This window comes from Terasakiispira papahanaumokuakeensis (assembly GCF_001709345.1).
Lineage (GTDB): Bacteria > Pseudomonadota > Gammaproteobacteria > Pseudomonadales > Halomonadaceae > Terasakiispira > Terasakiispira papahanaumokuakeensis.
In genome coordinates this window covers 2366922-2384776 of record NZ_MDTQ01000001.1, presented here as the reverse complement: position 1 = coordinate 2384776, position 17855 = coordinate 2366922, and the positions used below count along the sequence as shown (strand labels likewise).

The window sequence follows — 17855 nt, the reverse complement described above, 5'->3', positions numbered from 1 at the left end:
TTAAGCTCCTGTTGCTGTCAACCAGCGAGGATCTCGCTGAAGTACCGGTAAGCGTGGACGTCTTTCTGTCACACTGGGAAGTGCACTTAACAGGCCTTGTGTGTAGGGGTGTTCAGCATGGTCAAGGTCAGCGGCTGCAATCGATTCGACCACTTGGCCGGCATACATGACGAGCACTCGGTCACAGAACTGACGGACCAGGTTGAGGTCGTGACTGATGAAAATGAGTCCCAGGTGGTGTTCTGTCACCAATTCATCAAGAATGCTGAGTACTTGTTGCTGGACAGATACATCCAGTGCTGAGGTGGGCTCATCGGCAATAATGACTTCTGGTTCGGGAATCATCATCATCGCAATCATGATGCGCTGACCCATACCACCGGAAACCTCGTGAGGATAAAGATCGTAGACACGCTCTGGGTCACGAATATGGACTTTATCAAGCATCTCCAAGGTTTTCTGCTTGGCACTTTTACGCGTGGCACGGTGATGAGCACGGTAGGCCTCAGCGATTTGATCGCCCACTTTCATTACCGGATTCAAAGAGTATTTGGGATCTTGCATGATCATGGCCATGCGGCCGCCACGTAACTGCTGTATGGTTTTGTCTGATGCGTGGCGCAAGTCGATATCGCCGAACTGAAGTGCGTCAGCTTTGATCTCAGCGGTACGTGGGTGAAGGCGTAATAAGCTGCGGCCTACTGTGGATTTACCTGAACCCGATTCTCCTACAATCGCCAGCTTTTCTTGTCCGAGCGTAAAGGATACGTTACGCACCGCATCGACAAAGTGGCCATCTTGATTGAAGCGAACGCCCAGATTTTTGACCGTCAGTTTTGATGTTGTCATCTCGGCTCCTGTTATTCGCTACGTGGATCGAGTAGGTCACGTAAGCCGTCACCTAATAGATTGAAGGCGAGGCTGACCAATAAGATGGCGCCGCCGGGGAAGGCAACCAGCCACCAGGATTCCAGCATGTAGCTTCGTCCAGTTGAAATCATCGCCCCCCATTCGGGAAGTGGCGGTTGCGCACCTAACCCTAAAAAGCCTAAACCTGCTGCTGTCAGGATGATGCTGGCCATATTCATGGTCAGGCGAACAATGACGGACGATAAACACATCGGCACAATGTGACGGCACAAAATACGCGCTGAAGAGGCGCCCTGCAGTTGAACGGCGACAATATAGTCGGCTTGTCTGAGCTGTAGGGTCTCGGCACGGGCTAAGCGTGCAATAGGGGGCCAGGAGGTCAGGGCGATGGCAATGACCGCATGCTCCAGGCCCGCCCCTAAGGCGGCGACGAAAGCCAGCGCCAGGACAAGACTCGGGAAAGAGATGAAAATATCGGTGATTCGCATGAATAGCGTATCCACCCAGCCCCCGAAGTAGCCTGATATCGCGCCTATGGCCAGACCAATAGGGCCCACAATGACGGTGACCAGTGAAATGATATACAGCGTAATTCGGGCACCATGGACCAAACGGCTGTAAATATCACGGCCAAATTCATCGGTACCAAACCAATGAGCTGCGCTGGGGGCGCTCAGGGTGTTATTGAGGTTCTGCACGAGTGGATCATGCGTGGCGAGCCAAGGTGCAAATAGAGCGACTAATAACAACATAATGACGACACCAAGCCCCACTGCAGTGAGCGGGTTTTTCAGTAAGCGCTTGGTGCTATCCTGACAAAGCGTCCATAGGGCTTGATATCGATTGGGATGCGTAGAACCCATTGAGGTTGAGGCGGTCATTGAAGTTTCAGCAGTCATCAGCGCGTCCTCGGGTCGAAAATGGGGTAAAGCATGTCTGTGACCAGGTTTAAGGTGACAAACATCAGACCGATGAGTAGTACTGAGGCCATCACAGCGTTCATATCGCCCAGCATCATGCTACTGGTGAGGTATTGACCAAAACCGGGCCAGGCAAAGACGGTTTCAATCAAGACAGCGCCTTCGAGCAGTGAGCCATAGGCCAGCGCCACAATGGTTAATAGTTGCACAAGGATGTTGCGGAAAGCATGACGCCAGATCACTGTGCGCTCCGGCAGGCCTTTAACACGAGCGGTCAGAATGTATTCCTGAGACAGCTGCTCCAGCATGAAGCTGCGGGTCATTCGTGCGATGAAAGAGACTGAATTCAACCCTAGGATAAAGGCGGGTAGCACGACGTGGTTGAGTGCGCTGGCCAGGACCTCCCAATCCCGGGCGATGATTGAGTCAATCAGAATCATGCCTGTGACAGGTTCAACTAACCCTTCGTAAGCGAGCCCAACACGGCCAGAGCCTCCAACCCAATTCAGCCAGGCATAGAAGATTAATAAGCCCATCATGCCAACCCAGAAGACAGGAGTAGAGTAACCAAATAGGCTGATGACTCGGATAATGTGATCGGTCAATCGTCCCTTTTGAGTCGCGGCGTAGACCCCCATGGGGATGCCAATCACGATGCCGAAAATAATGGCTACCGTGGCGAGTTCCAATGTGGCAGGGAATACGCGGATAATGTCATCTAGCACTGGCTTTCCTGTTAATAGCGCATTCCCCAGATCACCATGAGCGAGATCTTGTAGATAAATCCCAAACTGTACCAGTAGGGGCTGGTCCAGCCCCATTTCCTGATAAACCTGTTCATAGGTAGAGCTATCGGCATCCGGGCCGACAACCGTCAGTACGGGGTCAATTGGCATGACACGACCAATCATGAAGGTCAATGCCAAAAGGCCAAAGAGTGTAATACTGACGGTCACCATCCGATGGAGTAACCGTTGAGTGACGCGTGATGCCATAGTGTCAGACGAAAATGCCATGATTGGGCTCCTCGTGACTTACCATTAATTCGTGACTCACGATGAACTTGCGACTCACCATTAACTTGTGACTGAGCCTCAACGTTGCTTAGAAACTTCACGCAGGCGTGTTGTCGCTGCTGGGTGAACACGATAATGCTGTACGTCACTCCGCAATGCGACGGTGTTAACCATTTGTGAAATTGGGAAAATAGCCCCGACTTTTTCGTCATAAAGCCGCTGCACATCCCGATACATGCTCAGTTGTTTATCGGCATCTTTTTCGACTAAAGCGTTTTCAATTAATTGGTTGATTTCGGGGCTGTAGAAGCCTGTGCGCCAGCCTTGGAAGTTTGTGAGTTTGGCTTCATCTCGGTTGTCTGGGTTATAGACTAAAGAGCGTAAGCTTGAGTATGGATGTGGTTCGATACCGCCACCACCACGACCTACAATGATTTCAAAATCACGATCTCGCATGGCGCCATAAACCTGATTACCTGTCCCCGTGATGATGCTGGCATCAATACCGGCTTGTGCTAATGTCGACTGGATATTGGTCGCAATATTAATAAAAGGGGTTTCGGATAAAACGCGAATTGAGGTCTTGAATCCATTTGGATAACCGGCTTCAGCCAAAAGTTTTTTGGCCTTTTCAACATCTAATTGATAGCCCGGTTCAGGTAATGTTGCCTCCAGTCCTAGTTTGACTGGGCGCTGGTGAAATACCCCGTAATCCTGCATGACACTTTTATTAATGCCGCGGTAGTCAATCAAGCTGCGAATGGCCTCACGCACTTTTTGTTTGGCATATTTTGGATCTTTCATGCTGACAGCGGCATAGTACATAGTACCGCGTTGAACAGCCTGAATATCGACGTTGGCTGTTTTACGCATGGCTTCAATATCGGGTACTGACATGCCGTAGGCAACGTCGATATCGCCGCGTTCCATCATCAAACGTAGGGATTGCGACTCATTCATGTGTCGCATGATCACGCGTCGTAATTGGGATGGTTCACGCCAATAATAATCATTACGGCTCATCAGCAGAAGTTCTTTGGCTCTCCACCGGTTTAAGATAAAAGCGCCTGAACCGGCTGCATTTGATGTCAGCCATTGGTGGCCCAAATCACCGTCTTCTTGGTGTTCCAAGACCGTTTTACGGTCAAGAATAAAGGCGCTGGGAGAGCTCCCTAGGGTATAAACAACGAGTTGAGGATCGGTTGCTTCGGGCAGTTCCAATACGAAGGTGTGGTCATCGGTGGCCCGCATGTACTGCTCAACGTTGTCGGCAGTGAAGCCATAAGTTTTCCAGGTTGTCGCCAATGCAAGATTCAGTTTCAGTACCCGTTGCAGGGACCAGGCGACATCTTTTGCCGTGAGCGGTTCTCCTGAGTGGAACTGTACACCAGAACGAATCTTGAAGGTGATTGTGCGTCCGTCATCGCTGATTTCCCAGCTTTCGGCCAGACCTGGATTGACTTGAGCCGGATTGTCGACATCAAGTTCAATTAGCGTGTCATAAAGGTTGGCATTAATACTGACAACATCTAGACCTGTCGCAGCTGCTGGGTCAAGGGAAAGAAGGTTATTCATGCTCATCCCAATGATCAATTGATCTGATGGGGTTTGCGCATGACTACTAATGCTGATTAACAGACTGAGTAAGCCTGTAGTCAGTAATTTAAGACACTTCATGACTGACGTTCCTATTGTAATTGTTAAAGGTCACTTTGGGTCACTGTAAGGTCTAAAAGGTTGCTCTTAAGGAGAAAGCCTTAATCTTGATAAGACCGTGATCGGTGGCTTGGGACTGAATTTTTTGGGGGTAAAGGGGCATGAGCACATTGCAGGCCCTAAGCACGACTTAAGGGTTAAGCTAGGGGATATAAGGGGATGAATCAATAAACATGTGATGTATGATGTATAGGAAAATGGTCGAATAGTCTTTAGTCTGAATGAATAAAAACCCCAGGAATATCCTGGGGCTTAGATGTTTTATGTCGTCTGCATTATGAGGTGCTGACTGTCGTTGAAGAGGGTTGATGATGAATAAGAAAGGTTAAAAGTCGTGCTGTTTCTCTGAACCCTTCAAAGCGCGCGCTGGCACCGCTATGGCCTTCGTCCTGGCAATATAATAAAGGCTCACGCTGTGGATCCGTATTCTGCGTCCACCACTGAACATAATACTTCAGCACCTGCCAGTAAGGGACTCGGGGATCATTCAGGCCTGTGGTCATGAGTACTTCAGGTAGCCGAGTCTGGGGCAAGTTGTTGATCGGATCATATTGCTGCATCAAAGCCAATATATCGGGATCTGACGGATTGCCCCACTCTTCATATTCTTCTTCCGTTAACGGTAGAGAAGGGTCCTGCATGGCTCTTAAGCAGTCAACGAAGGGCACTTCCATTAACGCTGTACCGATCAATTCTGGGCATCGATTAAGGGTCGCGCCGACTAAAAGACCGCCCGCACTACCGCCCCATAGCGCCAGTTGAGCGGGGCTGGTGAGCTTCTCTTCGAGCACATAACGAATACACGCTTCTAGATCGTCAAAGGAATGAGGCTTGTGCTGCTGCCGCCCGGCCTGGTACCACTGATCCCCTTTTTCTGAGCCGCCTCGAACTTGAGCAATAGCGTAAATCCATCCCCGGTCCAGTAAGCTTAGCCGGGCTGATGAAAACCAAGGGTCGAGGCAGTCGCCGTAAGCGCCGTAACCATAAATCACTAGAGGTGCATGGCCATTTTCGAGCACCTCTCGACGAGCGACTAGGAGCAAGGGGACTTCTGCGCCATCACTTGAAAGAACGCTGCAATAGCGGGTGCTGAGGGCGGCACTGTCAAAGTTGTGCACCTGTTGTTGTTTCAATACTTGGTGGTTGCCGGAATCTAATGATAAAGACCAAGTTTCCGCCGGGTGCCTGAGTGATTCAAAAACCAGGCGGGCTTGTCCATTTGCAGGGTATTCTGAAGGCAGAATATCCAAACTACATAAGTCATCCGGTGTTTTGACGACATAGTTGAGCGATTGTCCCGGTGCTGGGATATGCCCCTGCTGATTGGCTTTTGGCCAGTCCATTACTTTGAGCCGACAGAGCCCGGTCAGATGACTGCGCTCTTCAATCAGCAAGTGCTCAGGGTGAAGTTGAAAGCCGTCCAGTGTGATGTCGTCTTGGGGGGCAATAATGGTTTGCCAGTCTTTTAATGTCGGCGCTTGTTGACCTTCCAGATGAAGGGCTTGTTCGGGAAGGGCATGCAGGCTACAGCTGCGCGCTAAATGGTTAGATAAAACAATAAAGTGTTGGCCCTGATGATTGACGCTGATCTCGACGTCGGTTTGGCGTGGCCACAAACAGCATAGCGGGGAGTCCGGTTGTTCAGCCGGTAGTAGATGGACTTCTGTGCTGGTCTTGCTGGAAGCTTCAATCAATAGCCATTGGCGCGAAAGGGTCCGCCCCAAACTGAGCCAGAAATGCCGTGTCGTTTCCTGATAAATACAGTGAGCCTCTGGCTGACCGACTTGGTGGCGCCAGACGCTGTCGGGTCGCATACGGTCATCCAGCTGAGTGATCAGCAGTGTTTGACTATCGCCAGCCCAGACAAAATCACCGCTCATGTCATCAATGGACCAGTCTAACCAGCGTTGTGTCTCGAGATCGAGAATCTGAAGACAATAATGTTCATCACCACGGGTATCCAGGCTGATCGCCAGTTTCATCCCGTCTGGAGAGGTCTCCATGTTGCCGATATCTAGGTAGCGGTGCTGAGCAGCCAGCTGGCGGACATCTAAAAAACACTGGGCTTGGTCGGCTGAGCCTGCAGCAGGATAACGCCAGTAGGTCGGATAGTCGTCGTTTTCCCCAATTCGACTAAAATAAATCCAGTCTCCATCGCGACTCGGGGTCGATTGATCGGCTAAAGGCTGGCGCGCACATAGCTCAGTGTATAGGGTGTCTTCTAATGTTTTAGGACGACTGCTTTCAAAATGCTGTTGCGCTAATGACAACCACTGCTGTGTTGTCGGGTGAGCGGCATTTTCCAGGTCACTGATCTGAGTCGCTTGATGCATCAGGTTTACAGCTTGTTTCTTTATTTCTGTCAGCGGCATAGTAGTATTGACTCTCACTCCGACATGATGTCGGACCCTGAAAATATATCCGGATATACGGGATACGATGACTGATTTTGAATTCCATGCCTGGTGGGCCTACGCGGCTTCCGGCTTAGTGTTGTTACTGGCCAGCTGGCGTATTTTGCGCGGGCTTCCTTTTACCTTATGGCTGGGCATTCTATTAAGTGAGCTGGTGTGTCTGGTCGTGCCCGCACCTATTGGGCCACATACCGAGCAGGTTGCGCCAGCGGTGATTGTGGCACTGCTGGAGATGATGGCTCAAGGCCCACAAGCCGGTCTACCTATTTTAATTATGATGATAGCGGCATTATTAGCGGCCTGGGGGATTGCGTTATTGGTAGGATGGTGGCGGCGCTACCGCATGGTTACTGATAAGGCCGATGCGGATTAAGGCTTGTTCTTTCGATGAGTTACGCTTTCTAAGGACAGAACAAACCACGATTAATCAATCAGTTGAGCTGAGTCTGAGCGAGCCATGCCTTGAGACTTGTAATCTATGGTCACCGCCATGCTGTTGAATCTTTGGTATGGCATGCACAACGGAATTGAGTGCAATACAACACAGATACATCACTCAATTAAATAAACAACGTAATTAAATACACAACACGGTTAAGTACGTAACGTAACTGAGCACACCACAATCAACGATGTGCTTAACACTATGGGAACTGAATTATGGTCGCATTCGTCATCGTTTTGACATTAGTTATGCTGCTGGCTGGAGTATTTGGCGGGCTGATCAACTACTTTTTACTGAATCAGAGCAATCGAGATACCACGAAAATGGCGCGTTGCGTTGTGGTCGGTGTTGGGGCGGCTTTTTTGGTCCCGGTTGTGCTCGATCTTGTCGGCAGTGAAATGGTCACGCAAAGCCAAGATGATGCCGGTAAGTTGTTGATCTACATTGGTTTATGTTTGATTGCCGCGATCGCCTCTCGCGTTGTGGTGACCAATGATGTTGATCGCACTTTGCAGGCTTCTGAGGCGGCTAAGCAAGACGTCGAAGCAATTGCCGCAGATGTGCGTCAACTTCGCGAGTTACTGTTGCCGATGGTTGAGACCGAAACCGAAATGGCGGCCTTATCAGAGGAAGACCAGGCTTTGGTGGATGGGCTCGATGTGGCATCAACACAGACGTTGAAAGTCCTGGGAACGGGACGCCATATCTTCCGGACACAAGAGAGTTTGCTCAATGATGTCGAGATGGATGAGCAGTCTCTGCACAAATCTTTGCAGGTGCTGATGCAGAAAGGTCTGGCTAGCAAAGTGACTACTGAGTGGGGGTTGCGTTGGTTTTTGAATGAGCGCGGCCGTCGTATGGCTGAAAACGTTATTTAATCGGTCTTGCTTTAGTCGGTCTTACGTTAGTCGGTCTTGCTTTATGAGTGGGTCTTGTTTGAGTCGATCTTGCAGGGTTAGTGACTGATTTTGAGCCAGGGTGTGCGATAGTCAGCTCATCTTGGGGGGATCAAAATAATGAAGAATAAGGGCCAAAGCCCAAGCGGAGGGTGGGATGCGTGAATGGATAACCCGTATATGCGGGTTGGCACTGATGCTACTGAGCTTCACGGTGGTCTCTCAGGCGACTGCAGCGGAAGCCTCGCGCCCAGATGTGCGAGCCGTGATTGATATCTCGGGCAGTATGAAGAAGAACGATCCCAATAACCTGCGTCGTCCAGCATTGAAATTGCTGGTTGATTTGTTGCCCACGGGTAGCAAAGCTGGGGTTTGGACTTTTGGCGCTTATGTCAACATGCTGGTGCCGCATCAAGCGGTTGATGATGCTTGGCGTGAACATGCGCGTGCACAGGCGTCCAAAATCAACTCAGTCGCTTTATATACCGATATCGAAAATGCTTTGGAGCGGGCGAGCTACGATATTGATAAGCCTGAGCCAGGTTTTGATCGACACATTATTCTGTTGTCTGATGGCATGGTGGATACTTCTGAGTCTCGGAATAGTGCCATTAAACGGCGTGAAAATCAGGCCTCGCGAGATCAGATCCTGCGTAAAATGCTGCCCAAGCTTAAAGAAGCGGGTTATACGATTCACACCATCGCACTATCGGATAATGCCGATAAGGATCTTTTAAATACGTTGGCTCAGCGTACGGGGGGGCTCTTTGCTGTTGCACATAATGCAGATGACTTGATGAGTCTCTTCATGCAAGCGTTACAGCGCTCTGTGCCGGTTGAAGAAGTTCCGCTTCAAGATAATCGTTTCCTGATTGATGACAGCATTAATGAGTTTACGGCGCTAGTCTTTCATAAGCCCGACAGCCAGCAAACTTTCCTGAAAGATCCTAATGGTCGACGCTATAGTGAGGAAAGCCGACCTGGTAACGTGAACTGGCATAGCACTCGTACATACGATCTGATTACTGCGAAAGAGCCCGCCTCTGGTGAGTGGCAGATTGAAACAGAAGTGCATCCAGATAATCGCGTGACGGTGATTTCTGATTTAAAACTGAATCTTGCCGATGTGCCCGCCACGCTTTATCGCGGCTATCCTGTGCCCTTAGATGCGTGGTTCACTGAAGATGGTAGTCTGATCAAGCGAGATGATTTTCTCTCGTTGTTAGATGTAAAGGCCACCATGACTGATGAGAATGATCAGGTGTTGCAGCAATCGGCGATGACACTGGAGGGTCAGAACCCGGGGCACTTTACCACGCGTTTTGATGGGCCTAAGCAACTGGGTGATCAGTCGATCGTGGTGAATGTTGATGGCAAAACGTTCCAACGCAGTATCAGTCGTCCGGTGAGCGTGCAGGATGTTGTTTCAGCACACTTACAGCTCTCAGCCGAAGGGCCCGAAGCTAAGCTGATTTTACGTGCGCAACATCCGAAGCTGGATCCAGCAAACCTGCAGTTTCAGGTTCAGGTTGGACAGGATAAAGGGCTGACACCTGAGTACCGAGGTGATCGGGAGTGGGTGTTAGACTTGAGCGAGCATGATCGTCGTGCGCCACAGGCCATCAACGTTCGGGTGCGAGGTGTTTTGATGGATGCACCTTTGGATCTCACCTTACCGGCGTTGACTTTGCCTGTTTACTTGCGCCCGGGGGAGGAAGCGCAACCTCCGGTGCCCGTTGAAGAAGACGCGCCTGCTTTTGTGCCTGAGCCGGAAGTCACCGCTCTACCTGAAGAACCTGCTGTTGCTGAGCCGGTTGAGGAGAGTCAACCTGAGGCCGAGGCTGAAGCTGAAGCTGAAGCGCCGAAGGAAGAGAGCAACCTCTTTGGACCGATTAAGGATTGGGATGATCCTCGCCTTCTCTGGGTGTATATTGCCGCTGGTATCGTGAATATCTTGTTGCTGGTGGTGTTGTTTATGTTGTACCGACGCTTTAAAAAGCGTCGTCAGCAAAAAGCCATGGAAGCAAGCCCAGGTTATGATGAAGATGAACCTTTGGATCTGGATGATGACGATTTCGATATGGACATGGAACTCGATCTGGACGACGATAAGAAAACCTGAGGCTTAATCGACCCAGGAACTGAACAGGCCGACATATGTCGGCCTGTTGCGTTTTATGCTGGATAAGGAGGCTAAGGTGTGTGAATTATTGGGAATGAGTGCCAATGTGCCTACCGATTTATGTTTTAGTGTGGCGGGCTTTTTGCGTCGAGGGGGCGCGACGGGTCCTCATCGTGATGGTTGGGGCATTGCCTTTTACGAGGATGATGGTTATCGCGAGTTTCGCGATCCTCATCCGTCGATCGAATCGCCCATTGCACGCTTGATTTGTGACTATCCCATCAAGAGCCGTATTGTGATCAGTCATATTCGCCAAGCCAATGTCGGCGCTGTCAATCTGGGCAATACCCACCCTTTTTCCCGTGAACTATGGGGACGGCATTGGAGTTATGCGCATAATGGACAGCTGGATCAGTCTTTTGCGACCACTCTGCCTCTGGGTCTTTATCATCCCACCGGGACGACCGATAGTGAGCATGCCTTCTGCTGGCTTTTGGATCAAATTCGCCAGGCATTCCCTGAACCACCCAAGGAGCCACGTCAGCTTTGGGACTTGATTCATCAGTGTTGTGAGCAATTGCGCCAGATGGGTGTATTCAACATGCTACTGTCAGATGCCCAGTATCTGTACGGATTTTGTAGCACTAAGTTGGTCCATATCACGCGTCGAGCCCCTTTTGGTGAAGCCCGACTCATGGACATGGAGATGACGATCGACTTCAGCGGCTGCACGACTGAGCATGATGTGGTGACGGTGGTCGCGACGCAACCTTTGACGACTAATGAGGCTTGGACGCCTTTTGAAGCTGGGGAATTAGTGATTTTTCAAGAGGGTGAAGTGATGGGACGACGCCGTTCTGCTGGCCTGGGTGTGATATGAACATTGAAGTCATCGGCTCAGGCAGTGCCTTTTCATTAGCGCGTAATACGTCGTCAATACGTGTGGAAAGTCAGCGCGGGGAGCAGTGGTTGATTGACTGTGGGCCGACCATTCCACGCGCGCTTTGGCGACGCGGTTTAGGCATTAATGAACTCGATGTGATTTATTTCACTCATATTCACCCTGATCATTGTGCGGGGCTGCCCGCTTTATTGAATCAATGGCATAGTTTTGGGCGGGATAAGCCGTTAACGATTGTGTGTCAGTCGGCTCAGCGGCCCCTGTTGAACTCATTGGTGGCTTTGGCCTGTTGGCCAGATGAGCGTTGTTGTTTCGATATTCAATGGTTGGATACGCAAGACCATTTCATTTGGCGACATTGGCAGGTTTCGACGGCGCCGACGATTCACGCCATGCCTAACCGAGCGATTCGGATTGAATTAGACGGACAACGTCTGTTTTATAGTGGCGATGGTCGACCTACGCCAGCGAGTGAAGCTCTAATGCCGGGCGTAGATCATGCCTTTTTAGAGTGTGCGATGCTAACGCCCAGTGAGAGCCATGGTGATCTTGAGCAATCCCTCGCGCTAGCAGAACGTTTGAGCCTGCCTCGTTTATGGCTATATCACTGCTTTGACGAGCATATCCCCATGATCATTGAGCGTATTCAGGCTTATCCTAACGTGGCATTAAGTGAAGATGGGCTTTATCTCAATTGATTGATGCCCGTCTAACATGGACATGATCGAAGCTGTCAGGAGCGAGCCTAGCCTATGCGTTGGCTTGCGCTATGGTGCCGATCCGTCTATGAGCTGAAGAGCGCTAATTGCCCATCCTTCAAAAGCGCACGGTGTGAAAAATAGCTCAACCCAGTCTCTCGATGGCTGACCCAAATTAAGGTGCGTCCTTTTAATTGCGCCGTTAACGTTTGAATGAGTGCCCGCTCTCCTTCAATGTCCAACCCTTCACTGGGCTCATCCAAAATCGTGATAGGGGCTTCAACCAATAAAGCGCGTGCGATGCCCAAACGATGCCTTTGGCCGCCCGATAAGCTGCTGCCCGCTTCATCAATCCAGGTATTGAGGCCATCGGGCCATTGTCGCACTGCGTCGGATAATCCCACCGTTTCCAGTATCTGCCAAAGTTGCTCATCACTGCTATTAGGTGAGGCTAACCTTAAGTTCTCCGCTAGCGTATGGGTGAAGAGATAAGGCGATTGGGGCGTGTAGGCGATAGTCTGTCGTAATGTGTGCTCATCCAGCGCCGATAGTGAGACACCGCCCACCGTAATATCACCTTGAGCATAGTCCAGTCTTCGCGTGAGTAAATCGCATAATGTGGACTTGCCGCCTCCACTGGGTCCTTGGATCAAGCAATGGCTCCCCGCGGGTAAGTCAAGATTAATGCCCGAAAGCAATGAAACACCGCTGCTATGGGTAAAGGTGAGCTGGTGTAGTTTGAGGCTTGCATCTTTGGGTTGCTGAGCCTGCTCGGGCGACGGGAACTGAATCAGAGGTGCTTGAGCCGCAAGCTGAGTCAGGCCTTGTGCAGCCGCCGCCGTGCCTGGTAGTTGTTGCCAAGCCATGGGGAGGCCTTGCAACATTTCGCCAGTCCCCAGCAGTAATAGCGCAATAGCGGCAACCCAAGGCCCTTCTAGTGGTCCATCGGCCATCAATCCAATCGCAACCCACATGGCGAGCCCGCTACTCATGCCCATCAACGCTCGTAGTAAACCTGCACGCCATTCCAGCTGCCATTGAAGGGTCAACCATTGCTCACTTTGATCCACTGCTTGTTGCCAATAGCGCTGCCATTGTTTGGGCGTCAGGCTCAGCTCTTCTAAACCATCCACCAGTTCTAACAAGGTCACTCTTAAGTGCTGACGTTGCTGTTGCAGTTGAGGCGCGATACGGCGTCCAGTTAACCAGGCGGCACGCGGTAAAATCGCAAGGCCAATGATGGCGAGTCCGACGATCGGGTAAAGCAGGCTGATTTGGTATCTACCTAACCAGATCGCCATGAAGCCGAGCAGTAGTATGGCCGCACCGACAGGTAATAGCAGCCGAAGATAAAGGTTGTCTAAAGCATCAATATCGCGCGTCAGACGGTTTAAAAGCTCGCCACTATGGTGGCGTTGCAACTGTTGAGGAGACAGCGGTGCCAAGTGTTCAAATAACCACACGCGCAAGGCTGCAAGAATGCGAAAAGTCGCCTCATGTGTGGTTACCCTTTCGCCCCAGCGGCTACCCGTTCTCAGCATGGCAAAAAAGCGGACACCGGCAGCAGGCTGAAAAAAATTGAAATTTTGTGCTGTGGCTGCTGATAGCCCGGCAATGGCAGTGGCCGTCAAAAAACCGCCGGAAAGCGCTAGCAGCCCCAGACCCGCAATAAGTGTTGTGAGGGTGAGTAAGGCGCCGACCAGTAACCAACCTAAGTGCGGTTTCATCAGCTTCAGGTAAGGTGTAAATACACGATAGAGAGCGATCATTCCTTATCCTTCTGACATGATTGCAGTTGCCCGTCTTGTAGCGTGTAGATTTGGCTGGCGAGCGTTAAAGGAGCTTCGCGGTGGGTCAGTAGCAATACGGTGCGGCCGCGAATGGCTCGCGCTAAGCAATGAATAATCCGCTGCTCGGTTTCATCATCAAGACTCGCAGTGGGTTCATCCAGCAGCCAAATAGGGGCATTACGCAGTAGTAGTCTCGCTAAGGCGATTCGTCTGAGTTGACCGCCAGAAACCGGGCGTCCGCTATCTCCTAATTGTGTGTCCAGCCCCTCTGGCAGTTCGGCAAACCAGCCCCTTAATCCGGCGTCGTCAAGCGCCTGTTGAAGGGCGTCATCGGTGCTCTCTGGGGCGGATAAGAGCAGGTTCTCGCGCAGTGTGGCTGCCAATAAATGAGGGTGCTGGCTCATCCAGCCTAACTGCTCACGCCATTGAGGCTGGGCAAGTTCGGTGAGGCGGACATTATTAATACTCACGTATCCGCTAGAAGGTGCAAGTTGTCCAGATAATAGTCGCAGCAAGGTGGTCTTTCCGCTGCCACTGGTGCCCGTAATGGCGATGACTTGTTGAGCCGGTAAATCCAGTGTCACGCCCTCAATGAGAGGAACCTCTGGATGGTGGCGATAATGAATGCGTTGAAATTGTACATGGTAAGGGGCTGACTCAAGTATTTGACGACCTCCTGCGACGCTGGGGGAGGCTGTATCCAACCATGGGTGAAGCAACTCAGCGGCACCTTCGGCTTCAGCTTTGGCATGGTAGTGAATACCTAGCTCTCTGAGCGGTAAGTAAAACTCTGGTGCCAGGAGAAGAATAAAAAAGCCGACCACAAGCGTGGGGTGGTCGCCATATAGGCCGAAGTTGAGATGTCCTAAAAAACTAAACCCCAGATAAACCGCACTGAGTGCGATCGATACGGCAGTGAAAAACTCTAGTACGGTTGAGGATAAAAATGCCAAGCGCAGCACGCGCATCGTACCTTGTCTGAAGTGTTCCGCGACGGCTTGAATGATGCCGGCTTGCTGGTAATGGGCATTAAAGAGTTGGAGCGTGGGTAAGCCGCGTAACTGATCAAGAAAATGACCGCTCATTCGGGCCAAGTTACGATGCTGCTCTTCCTGTCGTTGTTTAGCCTTGAGGCCCACCAGTGCCATAAACAGTGGGATCAAGGGCGCTGTGCCGAGTAATATCAGCCCGGCGGCCCAGCTCACAGGAAAGACGGCCAGTAGAATCATGCACGGAATAATGGCCGCCAGCCATTGCTGGGGTCGATAGCGTGCGATATAGCCATCCAGTGCTTCAACTTGTTCCAGCAACTGAGAGACCAGTGCGCCCCCTTGATGTTGTTGGCGCCAGACAGGCCCTAATAGGGCTAGCCTTTCTAGCAGCTGAGTGCGTAGGCTTTGGCGGATATTGATGGAACTCCGCGTTCCGGCCATCTCGCGTGCCCAGTTGAGCAGGACGCGAATAATGATGACGATCGGCAGGGTCCAGTAAATCATGGTCATATCACGGAGCGACTGGTGCTCGATAATTAGCCCATGAAAGAGCTGAGCCAGTAATGCCGCTTGAGCAATAATGGCGGCACCTTGGAGTGCGGCCAGTTGCAAGGTGATCCGCTGCCATCGCTTTTCTTGGCGAGCCAGCTGATTTAGCCAGCGGCGAGCATTGAAGGGAGGTTTGGAGGTGCCGTCAGGCGCCTCTGTATTGGAGTCTGAAACAGTCGATTCAGTCATAAGCAATTAGGTACTCTGACAGCAAGAAAAATCACTGGCAGCACAATACGCTGGATTGTTGTTGGGATCAAAACGGACCGACCGAGTGACTGAGCCGCCCTCGCGCAACCCACAGCTTAAGGAATAGATTTTCTGTATTGATCAGACTGCCACAGCATTTGAGTCTACAGGGATTCCTGGGAGGTGACATGGGTCAATTTGTCGCAGTTTTAGCGCCTTGTGATGTGGTACCGGAGATGAATTGTTTAGAGATAAGCGTGTGATCGATTGGCCATGTGAATGATCAACGCTATTGATCGGGGTCGCATATCGGGTAAAGGGCTCGATATAATAGACTTATGATTACCGCTTGAGCTTTATACGGTTTGAGTATCAGATGCGACCCACCCGCTTTTACTGATGCGGGCTTTGTTTTCTTTCTGTGTTGACTAACAGGATCTTCCATGACTGTCCGTACGCGAATTGCACCATCCCCCACTGGCGACCCGCATGTGGGAACTGCTTATATTGCCTTATTTAACTATTGTTTCGCCCGCCAGCATGGTGGTGAGTTTATTTTGCGTATCGAAGATACGGATCAGGTGCGCTCCACTGCCGATTCCGAGCAGATGATCTTGGATTCTTTGCGCTGGCTTGGGCTTGAATGGAGCGAGGGGCCTGATGTGGGTGGGCCGCATGGGCCTTACCGCCAGAGTGAGCGCCAACACCTGTATGGCGATTATGTTCAGCAGCTGCTGGATAAAGGGCACGCGTTTAAGTGTTATCGGACGCCGGCAGAGCTCGATGAGCTTCGCCAGGCACGTCAAGCAGCAGGCCAGTTTACGGCGCTTAAGCCGGCTGATTTGAAATTGCCGGAAGACGAAATTGCTCGCCGCGAAAAAGAAGGGATGCCTTATGTGGTGCGGATGATCGTGCCTGATGAAGCGGGCGCGTGTGAAGTGGATGATATGTTGCGAGGCAAGATTGAGCTGGATTGGGGCATGGTCGATGCCCAGATTTTGCTCAAGTCTGATGGCATGCCGACTTATCATTTGGCGAATGTGGTCGATGATCACCTAATGGGGATTACCCATGTGATGCGAGGCGAGGAGTGGATCAACTCAGCGCCTAAGCATAAGTTGCTTTATGAGTATTTTGGTTGGGAGATGCCCCAGCTCTGCCATATGCCTTTGCTGCGTAATGCGGATAAATCCAAGTTATCTAAACGGAAGAATCCCACCTCGATCACTTTTTATAAGCGTATGGGTTATCTGCCCGAAGCGGTCTTAAATTACCTGGGCCGTATGGGTTGGTCTATGCCGGATGAGCGCGAGAAGTTTTCTCTGGATGAGATGGTGGCGCATTTTGATATTCAGCGTGTCTCGCTGGGAGGGCCTGTCTTTGATCTGGAAAAACTGAATTGGCTCAATGGGCTCTATATTCGAGAAGACTTGGATGATGAAGCATTTCTGAAAGCCTTGATGGAGTGGGCCTTCAATAAGGATTATGTTTCGCGCATTCTGCCGCAGATTCGCCCTCGCGTTGAAAAGTTCTCCGATGTCGCACCCATGGCTTCTTTCTTCTTTAGCGGTATGCCGAATATTACGGCAGATGACTTTGCTGAAGTGAAATTAGAACATGATGAGCTGGTGCGCTTACTTCAGTTCTTGTTGTGGCGCTTAGAAGCCCTTAGGGATTGGCGTAAGGAGCGGATTCTAGAAGAAGTCAAAACGTTGGCCGATGTATTTGAGCTTAAAATGAAGAGCTTCCTACAGCCTGTCTTTATTGCCATTACCGGAGCGTCGACTTCTTCGTCAGTCTTGGACTCAATGGACATTATCGGTGCTGACATGACGCGCTCACGTTTGCGTCATGCCATTGAGGTCTTAGGTGGTGTCTCCAAGAAGCAAATGAAAAAGCTGGAGAAAGCCTATCAAGCATTGCCACAATAAATGCTGAAATAAATGCTGAGTTTCGATTCAGGCTTGGTGCTTGAGTGATCCGATGACGGTTGTTAAAAAAAGTATTCTAAAACTCGTTTTTTAAGCTTGACCAAGGGGCGTGATCTACGTATTATACGCCCCGTCTTTCAGAGACAGTGTGGGGCCTTAGCTCAGCTGGGAGAGCGCAACACTGGCAGTGTTGAGGTCAGCGGTTCGATCCCGCTAGGCTCCACCAATTCTTGATACGTCCCATTCGTCTAGTGGCCTAGGACACCGCCCTTTCACGGCGGTAACAGGGGTTCGAACCCCCTATGGGACGCCATTTCTTTCCGCTTTATCGTGTCTTCATGCTTGATGCTGATCACCTCTTCGACGACGACTGATCAGTGCACTTCTTTCCGACTGAATAGCATTC

Annotated in this window: 13 protein-coding genes and 2 tRNA genes; 8 read left to right on the top strand and 7 right to left on the bottom strand. The window is 50.9% G+C overall.

From position 1 onward, the window contains the following. From BFW38_RS10370 to BFW38_RS10350, 5 genes are all read right to left on the bottom strand, one after another. Window positions 1–849 carry an ABC transporter ATP-binding protein gene (locus BFW38_RS10370; RefSeq protein WP_068998508.1) on the bottom strand — a complete coding sequence of 283 codons (849 nt, stop codon included), beginning with the start codon at window positions 847–849 and terminating at the stop codon, window positions 1–3. A gap of 11 nt (window positions 850–860) precedes the next feature. Further along, a complete protein-coding gene (locus BFW38_RS10365) occupies window positions 861–1769 on the bottom strand; it encodes an ABC transporter permease (RefSeq protein WP_084004585.1) in 909 nt (302 codons plus the stop codon). Further along, the gene (locus tag BFW38_RS10360; RefSeq protein WP_068998506.1) at window positions 1769–2806 is read right to left on the bottom strand and encodes an ABC transporter permease; all 1038 of its coding nucleotides are present in this window, start codon (window positions 2804–2806) and stop codon (window positions 1769–1771) included. Before BFW38_RS10360 ends, BFW38_RS10365 begins: the two co-directional genes overlap by 1 nt. Window positions 2807–2884: 78 nt before the next feature. After that, window positions 2885–4483, bottom strand: coding sequence for an ABC transporter substrate-binding protein (locus BFW38_RS10355; RefSeq protein WP_068998504.1), 1599 nt, complete (start codon window positions 4481–4483; stop codon window positions 2885–2887). A 314-nt stretch (window positions 4484–4797) separates the two neighbouring features. Further along, window positions 4798–6855, bottom strand: a complete 2058-nt coding sequence (locus BFW38_RS10350) for a prolyl oligopeptidase family serine peptidase (RefSeq protein WP_175400968.1) — start codon at window positions 6853–6855, stop codon at window positions 4798–4800. A gap of 106 nt (window positions 6856–6961) precedes the next feature. Between BFW38_RS10350 and BFW38_RS10345 the strand changes: the two genes are divergently transcribed. From BFW38_RS10345 to BFW38_RS10325, 5 genes are all read left to right on the top strand, one after another. Next, window positions 6962–7309: a hypothetical protein gene (locus tag BFW38_RS10345; protein ID WP_068998501.1), complete on the top strand. Its 348-nt coding sequence runs from the start codon at window positions 6962–6964 to the stop codon at window positions 7307–7309. Between the two features lie 287 nt (window positions 7310–7596). After that, window positions 7597–8259, top strand: a complete 663-nt coding sequence (locus BFW38_RS10340) for a YEATS-associated helix-containing protein (RefSeq protein WP_068998500.1) — start codon at window positions 7597–7599, stop codon at window positions 8257–8259. A 175-nt stretch (window positions 8260–8434) separates the two neighbouring features. Next, window positions 8435–10399, top strand: coding sequence for a VWA domain-containing protein (locus tag BFW38_RS10335; protein ID WP_068998498.1), 1965 nt, complete (start codon window positions 8435–8437; stop codon window positions 10397–10399). A 76-nt stretch (window positions 10400–10475) separates the two neighbouring features. Further along, complete coding sequence (locus BFW38_RS10330; RefSeq protein WP_068998497.1) at window positions 10476–11279, top strand: class II glutamine amidotransferase; 804 nt, start codon at window positions 10476–10478, stop codon at window positions 11277–11279. After that, entirely contained in the window at window positions 11276–11998 is a 723-nt protein-coding gene (locus BFW38_RS10325) for an MBL fold metallo-hydrolase (RefSeq protein WP_068998495.1), read from the top strand. The genes BFW38_RS10330 and BFW38_RS10325 overlap by 4 nt, the downstream gene beginning before the upstream one ends. Window positions 11999–12084: 86 nt before the next feature. Here the strand turns inward: BFW38_RS10325 and cydC are convergent, their stop codons facing one another. Further along, on the bottom strand, window positions 12085–13767 hold the full coding sequence (gene cydC, locus BFW38_RS10320; protein ID WP_068998493.1) for a thiol reductant ABC exporter subunit CydC: 1683 nt from the start codon (window positions 13765–13767) through the stop codon (window positions 12085–12087). Next, window positions 13764–15518: a thiol reductant ABC exporter subunit CydD gene (gene cydD / locus BFW38_RS10315; RefSeq protein ID WP_068998491.1), complete on the bottom strand. Its 1755-nt coding sequence runs from the start codon at window positions 15516–15518 to the stop codon at window positions 13764–13766. The genes cydC and cydD overlap by 4 nt, the downstream gene beginning before the upstream one ends. A gap of 443 nt (window positions 15519–15961) precedes the next feature. Here cydD and gltX point away from each other — a divergent pair, with 443 nt between their 5' ends. From gltX to BFW38_RS10300, 3 genes are all read left to right on the top strand, one after another. Further along, on the top strand, window positions 15962–17449 hold the full coding sequence (gene gltX / locus BFW38_RS10310) for a glutamate--tRNA ligase (protein WP_068998488.1): 1488 nt from the start codon (window positions 15962–15964) through the stop codon (window positions 17447–17449). Window positions 17450–17599: 150 nt separating this feature from the next. Beyond that, window positions 17600–17675, top strand: a tRNA-Ala gene (locus BFW38_RS10305). A gap of 11 nt (window positions 17676–17686) precedes the next feature. After that, window positions 17687–17762: transfer RNA gene (locus BFW38_RS10300), tRNA-Glu, on the top strand. Window positions 17763–17855 lie beyond the last annotated feature (93 nt).